This is a genomic window from uncultured Lactobacillus sp., assembly GCF_947367085.1.
Lineage (GTDB): Bacteria > Bacillota > Bacilli > Lactobacillales > Lactobacillaceae > Lactobacillus.
This window is the reverse complement of the sequence record NZ_CANBCP010000068.1, coordinates 1-8,368: the sequence shown is the minus strand read 5'-3', so window position 1 is coordinate 8,368 and position 8,368 is coordinate 1. Positions and strand designations below refer to the sequence as shown.

General features: G+C 34.8%; 10 protein-coding genes. All 10 read right to left on the bottom strand.

Annotated elements, in window-relative coordinates:
• Positions 1–82: 82 nt before the first annotated feature.
• Positions 83–487 carry a cupin domain-containing protein gene (locus Q0Y70_RS08825; protein WP_297819958.1) on the bottom strand — a complete coding sequence of 135 codons (405 nt, stop codon included), beginning with the start codon at positions 485–487 and terminating at the stop codon, positions 83–85.
• A 97-nt stretch (positions 488–584) separates the two neighbouring features.
• On the bottom strand, positions 585–1,580 hold the full coding sequence (locus Q0Y70_RS08820; protein WP_297819955.1) for an asparaginase: 996 nt from the start codon (positions 1,578–1,580) through the stop codon (positions 585–587).
• A 126-nt stretch (positions 1,581–1,706) separates the two neighbouring features.
• On the bottom strand, positions 1,707–2,174 hold the full coding sequence (locus Q0Y70_RS08815; RefSeq protein ID WP_297819952.1) for a low molecular weight protein-tyrosine-phosphatase: 468 nt from the start codon (positions 2,172–2,174) through the stop codon (positions 1,707–1,709).
• A gap of 50 nt (positions 2,175–2,224) precedes the next feature.
• Positions 2,225–2,965, bottom strand: a complete 741-nt coding sequence (locus Q0Y70_RS08810; protein WP_297819949.1) for a hypothetical protein — start codon at positions 2,963–2,965, stop codon at positions 2,225–2,227.
• 13 nt (positions 2,966–2,978) lie between these two features.
• Entirely contained in the window at positions 2,979–3,497 is a 519-nt protein-coding gene (locus tag Q0Y70_RS08805) for a hypothetical protein (protein ID WP_297819947.1), read from the bottom strand.
• A 154-nt stretch (positions 3,498–3,651) separates the two neighbouring features.
• On the bottom strand, positions 3,652–4,176 hold the full coding sequence (locus Q0Y70_RS08800) for a histidine phosphatase family protein (RefSeq protein ID WP_297819943.1): 525 nt from the start codon (positions 4,174–4,176) through the stop codon (positions 3,652–3,654).
• Positions 4,177–4,308: 132 nt separating this feature from the next.
• Entirely contained in the window at positions 4,309–4,893 is a 585-nt protein-coding gene (yihA, locus tag Q0Y70_RS08795) for a ribosome biogenesis GTP-binding protein YihA/YsxC (protein ID WP_297819940.1), read from the bottom strand.
• On the bottom strand, positions 4,893–6,164 hold the full coding sequence (gene clpX / locus Q0Y70_RS08790) for an ATP-dependent Clp protease ATP-binding subunit ClpX (protein WP_297819937.1): 1,272 nt from the start codon (positions 6,162–6,164) through the stop codon (positions 4,893–4,895). The genes yihA and clpX overlap by 1 nt, the downstream gene beginning before the upstream one ends.
• Before the next feature lie 142 nt (positions 6,165–6,306).
• On the bottom strand, positions 6,307–7,680 hold the full coding sequence (gene tig / locus Q0Y70_RS08785) for a trigger factor (protein ID WP_297819934.1): 1,374 nt from the start codon (positions 7,678–7,680) through the stop codon (positions 6,307–6,309).
• A gap of 158 nt (positions 7,681–7,838) precedes the next feature.
• Positions 7,839–8,368: EF-Tu/IF-2/RF-3 family GTPase (locus tag Q0Y70_RS08780; protein ID WP_297819931.1), on the bottom strand; the 530-nt coding region annotated here is incomplete at its 5' end.

The following is an 8,368-nucleotide window of genomic DNA, read 5'->3' as shown; positions in this document are numbered from 1 at the left end:
ATAGTATACAAGTAAAGCTTTATATAGTCATTACTAAAATAAAAAAACTTGGTATGAAAAATCCATACCAAGTTTGTAATTATTAATCATCTAAATCATTATAATTATTAACTTTATCAAGCCAATCAGTCGAACCACTTGTGATAGCAATATGACTAAACCAAGAATCCTTAGTAGCTCCATGCCAGTGAATAGTTCCTGGTCCCGCAATAAATACATCTCCAGGTTTCATAATTTTGGCATCTTTTCCTTTTTCTTGAACCCAACCACGTCCGGCTGTACAAATTAGAATTTGAAAACCGTTATGTCTATGCCAGTCATTATAACAGCCTGGTTCAAAAGAAACATTTGCTACATTAACGTCAGCATCTTTATTATTTGCTAAAGCATTTAAAAAACTTTTACCTGAAAAATATTTTGCATAAGCTTCATTTGGTTTTCCAAAGCCAAATATATTATTTTTAACTTCTGATTCATTTTCAGCCATTTTTATACACTCCTTTTCTTTATTTTTATTTTATCTATAAAAGAGTGTCATTTCTAATACCTATAATAAATTGCTGCCTATAGCTAATTTGCATGTCTTATAAGGTTACTTCTCCTGCTACATTTGTTTCAAAGAATTCTGTAATTTCTTCAACATCCATTCCTTGTCCTAAAGCCCACATCAGTTTGGTCACGGCACTTTCAGTAGTCATATCACAAGCAGAAATAGCGCCTTCAAGTAAAGCTAGACGTCCTACTTCATATCGGGTCAAATCGCTTCTTTCGTATAAACATTGACTTGTTGCAACTACTGGGATACCTTTTTTAATTAAATCACCAATCACAGCAACAATATTTCTTCTGATAAAATTCATTCCTCCCAAACCGTATCCTTCAATGATAATACCTTGACAGCCATTATTAACCATTGCATACAACAAGTTAGGATCAAAACCAGGAAACAGCTTAATCACAGCAACGTGAGGATCAATATCAGTATTTAAAATAGTTTTACCATCATTAGCAGGTGGTTGCGCTTCTTTATTGAAAACCAAACCATCAGACGTTACTTCCGCAACTCTGGGATAATTTACACTCTCAAAAGCATTGAAGTTAATCGTACGCACCTTAACACTGCGACAGCCCAACATCACTTTACGATCAAAAGCTAGATAAATTCCGGGCTTACAACTAGCTGCAGCTGCAAAAGCGAGACGCAAATTATCAGGAGCATCACTTAAAACAACATTAATTGGCACTTGACTGCCTGTCAATACAACTGGAATATTTATTTTTTGGAGCATAAAGGTCAGCATTGAGGCAGTATAAGCCATCGTATCAGTACCATGTGATAATACTATTCCATCGTAGTCATTTCGATAATCATAGATATTTTCAGCAATAGTCCGCCACTCTTCAGGTTGGATATTTGAAGAATCTAATTGCAAAATATCTTTCACATCAATATCATAAGGTAGTTTTTCTAGCCTTTTGATTAAAGTTTCACCAGATTCTTTTGGCACTAAACCTTCTTCAGAAACAACCGAAGCGATAGTTCCTCCTGTTGACAACAGTAACAACTTTTTATTTGCCATATTTTTTCTCGCTTTCAATAGATAAATTCATTATAGCAGGCTAGCTGCCCTTTCTGAGAATAAATAATCACAATAAGTAAAACCTACTGTGATTATAATTGTTTCAAGTCTCTACTTTTCAAATTGCTAATGTTCTAAATCAGCGAGCATTGCTTTACAGCCACGATAAATTTCTTGATAGGCTGTTTCAAAATCTCCGCTATACCAAGGATCATCAACATCAGCCATAGAGTTTGCAAAAGATAACAATTTCTTTTCCTTTTGCTCGCGATCACCATGAGTAATACGATTCATATCAAAGAAATTTTCTTCATCCATCCCAACAAGATAATCGAACTTATCATAATCTTCTCGAGTTAATTGCCGAGCAAAGTGATTTTTATAAGGTATTTTATGCTCATTTAAAACTTTTTGAGCTCTTGTATCCATTGAATGTCCCATCCCATTAGGACTGATTTCATCACGCGTAGTCGCTGCTGAATCAATAAAATATTTATCTCCTAATCCCGCCTTATTAACCATGTCCTGGAGGATAAATTGTGCCATCGGTGAGCGACATATATTGCCATGACATACAAATAGTATTTTCTTCATAGTTCTTAAATTCTATATTCCTTTCGAGTTATTATCTTTTCACGTAGACTTTAAGCTGCATGCTTACCTTTTTTAAGCATGTGATCCTTTCCTAAGCCTGCAATTGCAAACCAAATCACACTAATAATTATTGCTAAGACTACACTCATTGAAAATCCACTGTCTAAGTGTATCCTAATTCCTGAATAAATCGCGTTCTGCAAGGATGTATTCAGCTGCCCTGCAGCATATCCAACTACTGCATAACTCCCTACAGAAGCCAAAAGAAGCGGAATAAACGCAATTCTCTTATTAAAGAGGACTAATACAATCGCAAGTAAGTATAAAATCAAGACTCCGTAAAAGAACATCTTATAATAAGAGATACCTTGATTTATTTCACTCTTATTTTCGTCAAGTTTTGAATTGGCAAATTTTAAAACTAAATCATTTACTGTTTTTTGTTGATCAGTTTTATTTGGTAAATTTAAATTCTGAGCAGTCAACTTGCCTTCTTTTTGATAAGAATCCGTAAATTGATAAAAATTATATATACTAGTTTGTAATTTTATGTTTTTAGGGAGTTTACTTATTAATGCATCTTCCACTCCTAAGGCTTGAACGATAGCCAATCCATTTTGAACATCGCTATTACCAGATTCTTGAGCCGTTTTATTAATGACATGTTTAACTAAGTTAGGGGTATTTACTTTTAATGAGACAGCACTGGTTAGTGTTGTGCCCATTGTTATTGCAATACAGATAATTAAGATCATTCTTAAGATCCACGAAAAAAGTTTGCTTAAATGCATACGAAATCTCCTTTTAAATTGCCTTACAATGACGCTTAAAAAGCACCACTGCAATCCAAGCGGAAATAAATGATGGTAAAATGATCACTACAAATAAATTGGGATCAAGAAAATTTCCGACTTTAATATAGTGAGCTACGCTCGTGATTTTTTTAACATTTGAGAATATCGCCTGATAAACTGTCACATAAATCAATGTCCACTGAATGTAATATTCAATCAAGGTCAGTGTAGTTACCGATAATGGAAATATTTTGTTAAATAAGCGTAAGCCAACATATAATAAGATACCTGAAATTATGACCAATATACCAATTAAGAAGAAAAGATTACCTAATTTTAAAACATGGTCTGTTCTAATAAAAAGAAAACTGATAAAGAAAAATATCAAAAAGTTAATAGTTGAAAAAATCAGCATCCCTGCAAAGAGGATCAAAGCTTTTACAAAATAAAAATGCTCTTTTTCTTTAAAAACTAAACCTAGGATTACAGCAACTAAGATACCTAAAAAGATAGGCCAAATTTGGGTCATATTTCTTCCTCATTTCTTTTTATAATTATACTGTTTTAGCCTTAATTTGAAAAAACAAAAATGCCCTTATGCTTTTACGCTTTAAGAGCATCTTTTTCTAAATACCTTTAGCTGGTAATATAATTTCTTCTAAAGAATATTCTCCGGCCTGATACTATATCTTTAAAATACCACAATTACCGTATCCTACTTGCCTAACTTTATCTACATCAACAGCTATCATTTTCAGAAAATTATAGATAGCACCAGCATGCGAGACAATCAAAACTTTATCTTCAAGATCAGCTCCTTTCATAATTTTATCAATACAAGAAAAAATACGTTCTTGAAGCTGTCTTTGACTTTCGCCACCATATTGAACAAAAAAATCTTCATAAGGAACTTTTGGATTCAAACGCTCATCTTGACCTTCAAAACTTCCAAATCCCCACTCACGCAAATCTTTTAATCTCTTATAATTCATCTTATGATGCGTGATCAATTCCAAAGTATCACATGCTCTTTCTGAAGTTGAAGAGTATGCACTAGCAAATTTTATATGATCCTCTTCAAAATACCGGCGCACACTTTTTGCTTGCTCAATACCGCGTGGTGTCAATGGTGAATCACACCATCCTTGAACTTTATGCCAAACATTAAAATATGTTTCTGCATGTCTAATCAGATATAACATTGTCATTTTTTTTATCGCTTATCCTATTCTTCTTACTTGAAATCTGATAGAAATATATGCACATTTTAACACTTTTTAAAATAACCAAAACCTAGACATCAAAAAAGCAAGCAAGAACAAAATCTTACTTGCTATATTTTATATATGCTCTTGGATCCAGTCCCAAAACTTATCAACGTTCAGTTTAGTTACACTAGAAAAAGGAAGAAAAGTGACATTTTCTTTACTTAGATCAATACTCTTGCTGATTTTTTGCTTAATTTGACTGGCTTGCATCTTTTTTAATTTATCCATCTTAGTTGCCACAACTAAAATAGGTAAATCAAGATAAGTCATGTAATTAAACATATTAATATCGTCTTTCGTCGGATCGTGACGCGCATCTACCAGCAAAATCAATCCATTTAAGTCGCCACGAGTTTCTAGATAGTCCTGAATCATTTCTCCGAACTGTTCACGCTGTTTTTTGGAAACTTTAGCATAACCATACCCAGGTACATCAACTAAGTATAAAGCCTCATTTACCCTGTAAAAATTAAGAGTTTGGGTCTTACCAGGTTGTTGTGAGGTTCTAGCTAACTTTCTACAATTAACGATCGTATTAATTAGACTGGATTTCCCAACATTTGACCGGCCTGCCAAAGCAAATTCTGGAAGCTCATCTTCAGGATATTGTTTATCAGAAACTGCACTAATTACAAATTCACTTGAATCAATTTTCATTATTTTGCAGCCTTAACCTTTTCATCATCGTGTTCAACATCTTGCTTATAAGTTATTTTTGGTTGAGCATGTTTAGTAATCACATCTTTGCTGATTTGGACACCGACAATATCATCTTCACTTGGAGTGCGATACATAATGTCCATCAAAGAATTTTCAATGATAGAACGCAAACCACGTGCCCCCATATGACGGCTAATAGCCAGCTCAGCAATCGCCTGCAGCGCACCGTCAGTAAAGGTTAAATCGACATTATCTAAAGATAAGAGCTTTTTATATTGTTTAGTTAAAGCATTCTTTGGTTCAGTCAGAATTCTGATCAAGTCTTTAGCACTTAATTTATCCAAAGTAGTGATAATTGGAATACGTCCAATAAATTCAGGAATTAAACCAAATTTGACCAAATCACCAGTTGTTAGATACTTTTGCCAATCCTCTGAATCTACTTGATTCAATTCATTTTCGGCACCAAATCCAATAGTCTTTTTACCTAGTCTATTTTTTACAATATTTTGGATGCCATCAAAAGCACCACCTACAATAAATAGAATGTTAGTGGTATCCATTCTAATCATTTGTTGCTGAGGATGCTTGCGTCCACCTTGAGGTGGAACAGATGCGATAGTTCCTTCCAAGATCTTCAAAAGAGATTGTTGGACCCCTTCACCTGATACATCACGTGTAATCGATACATTTTCAGCTTTCTTAGAAATTTTATCAATTTCATCGATATAAATAATTCCACGTTGTGCACGCTCTAAGTCATAGTCGGCATTTTGAAGAAGCTTTAATAAAATATTTTCAACATCTTCACCAACATAACCGGCTTCAGTTAAAGTTGTCGCATCTGCAATTGCAAATGGAACATTTAAAATTCTAGCCAAGGTTTGAGCTAAATAAGTCTTACCAGATCCTGTAGGACCAATTAAAGCAATATTAGACTTTTGAAGCTCAGTACCATCTGTATCAGCATCCATTTGATTGATACGTTTGTAATGGTTATATACTGCAACAGACAAAACCTTTTTGGCACGATCTTGGCCAATTACATATTCATCTAGTTGCTTTTTAATTTCCATTGGTTTTGGTAATTCTTTAGTTTCCTTTAAAGAATCTGCCTTCATCTCATCGTCGACTATTCTCTTAGATAAGTCGATACATTCATTACAAATATATACGCCGTTGCCAGCGACAATCTTCTTTACTTGAGATTGTGATTTACCGCAAAAAGAACATTTTACTTCTTCCGGTTGAGTTTTATCGTTAGTCAAAAAAATGACCTCCCTCTCAACATAACTGTAAATTCACTTTAGCATGAAATATATGTCTACGTAAAGAAAAGAGTTTTCAACAAATGTATAAAAAAGGCGACTGCTCTACAGTCGCCTTCCTTATCTTTAATTAACTTACTGACTAATCTTTGTCAGCTTTTTTAGTTGAAGATTTTTTAGTAGTAGACTTTGTTGCAGTTGATTTGCTTGAAGACTTCTTAGAAGTTGCCTTCTTAGCAACTTCCTTAGCCTTATCAGTAACTAAATCAATTGCCTTTCTTACAGCGATATCATGCTTAAGCATATCATCTGATAAAGTGTTGCGTACAACCTTTTCATCCATGTTGTAATCATGTGCTAAGTCTTTGATTTCTTGCTTAATTTCATCTTCAGTAGCATCAAGTTTTTCTTTAGCTACAATTGCTTCAAGAACTAAGTTGGTCTTTACACGTTCTGCAGCATCTTTTGCCAATTGAGCACGTAATTGAGCTTCAGTAGTACCAGTTAACTTGAAGTAAGTTTGAGGATCGATACCTTGACGTTGCATGTTGCCTAAGTATTGGTTCATTTGATTTTGTACGTCTTCATCAATCATTGCTTGAGGAATTTCGTCGATCTTAGCGTTATCAACAGCACCCTTAACAGCTGCATCTTGAATAGCATCTTTGGCTGCATCTTCTTTTTGCTTCTTGAGGTCTGCCTTAATCTTATCCTTTAATTCGTCAAGTGATTCTACAGTATCATCAACATCTTTAGCAAACTCATCATCTAACTTAGGTAATTCTTTTGATTTTACTTCATGGATCTTAGTTGCAAAGTGAGCTTCCTTACCAGCCAAGTCCTTTGCACCATAATCTTTAGGGAAAGTAACTTTAACATCAACATCATCGCCGGCCTTGTGACCTTCAAGTTGATCTTCAAAGCCAGGGATAAATGTGTTAGAACCTAATTCTAATGAGTAGTTTTGTGCACTACCGCCATCAAACTTCTTACCATCAATGGTACCTTCGTAGTCAATAGTTACAGTGTCACCTTTCTTAGCAGCACCATCTTTCAAAACTAATTCAGCATTTTGTTCTTGACGCTTCTTAAGTTCTGCATCAACGTCTTTTACTAATACACGTTTACTTTGCTTTGGAACTTCAATTCCCTTGTAGTCACCAAGTTCAACTTCAGGCTTAACAGAAACAGTTGCCTTCATTTCCCAAGGTTTGTTTTTATCCATTGAAACTGGAGTAATTTGAGGTTGACCAACTGGTTCAATCTTAGCTTCCTTAACAGCTTCTGAGTAAGCTTCTGGAAGAACGATATTTAATGCATTTTCATAAAGTGCTTCTTCACCGTAGAATTGGTCAAAAATTACACGAGAAACGTGACCCTTACGGAATCCAGGAACACGTAAATTCTTTTTTACACGTTTAAAAGCTTCATCTAAGCCCTTTTTAATTTCGTCTTGTGAAATTTCAAAAGTTAATTCACCAGTGGTTTTACCGGTCTTTTCCCATTTTGCAGACATTAATTAATACCTCCGATGTCAAATTTGGGTTTGCTCTTGCACACTCAACTATCTTACCCTAATCCTTGCAAAAACACAAATCACATTGGTCATTTTTAAAAAAATAGTAAAAAAAAGATGTGCCAAATGACACATCTTTTTTCAATAACTATTAGTTATTAGTCAAGAATTTCAGTTACTTGACCAGCACCAACAGTCTTACCACCTTCACGGATAGTAAACTTAGTACCCTTTTCAATGGCAACTGGCTTGATCAATTCAACAGTGAATTCAACGTTATCACCAGGCATAACCATTTCAGTACCTTCTGGCAATTCAATCTTACCAGTTACATCAGTAGTGTGGAAGTAGAATTGTGGACGGTAATCTGAGAAGAATGGAGTGTGACGACCACCTTCGTCTTTGTTCAAGATATAAACTTGACCCTTAAATTGTTTGTGGGTTTGGATTGAACCTGGAGCTGCTAAAACTTGTCCACGTTCAACTTGGTCACGGTCAATACCACGAAGCAATACACCAACGTTATCGCCGGCTTCACCAAGATCAAGAGTCTTGTGGAACATTTCCAAACCAGTAACAGTTGATTTTTCAACCTTGTCAGTTAAACCAACGATTTCAACTTCGTCGCCGACCTTAACAGTACCACGGTCGATACGACCAGAAGCAACAGTACCACGACCAGTGATAG

Excerpts from the sequence above, each read along its gene's own strand:
- Q0Y70_RS08820 (WP_297819955.1), bottom strand. The coding sequence starts at position 1,580 with ATGGCAAATAAAAAGTTGTTACTGTTGTCAACAGGAGGAACTATCGCT.
- Q0Y70_RS08825 (WP_297819958.1), bottom strand. The coding sequence starts at position 487 with ATGGCTGAAAATGAATCAGAAGTTAAAAATAATATATTTGGCTTTGGA.
- Q0Y70_RS08800 (WP_297819943.1), bottom strand. The coding sequence starts at position 4,176 with ATGACAATGTTATATCTGATTAGACATGCAGAAACATATTTTAATGTT.
- Q0Y70_RS08810 (WP_297819949.1), bottom strand. The coding sequence starts at position 2,965 with ATGCATTTAAGCAAACTTTTTTCGTGGATCTTAAGAATGATCTTAATT.
- Q0Y70_RS08815 (WP_297819952.1), bottom strand. The coding sequence starts at position 2,174 with ATGAAGAAAATACTATTTGTATGTCATGGCAATATATGTCGCTCACCG.
- tig (WP_297819934.1), bottom strand. The coding sequence starts at position 7,680 with ATGTCTGCAAAATGGGAAAAGACCGGTAAAACCACTGGTGAATTAACT.
- yihA (WP_297819940.1), bottom strand. The coding sequence starts at position 4,893 with ATGAAAATTGATTCAAGTGAATTTGTAATTAGTGCAGTTTCTGATAAA.
- Q0Y70_RS08805 (WP_297819947.1), bottom strand. The coding sequence starts at position 3,497 with ATGACCCAAATTTGGCCTATCTTTTTAGGTATCTTAGTTGCTGTAATC.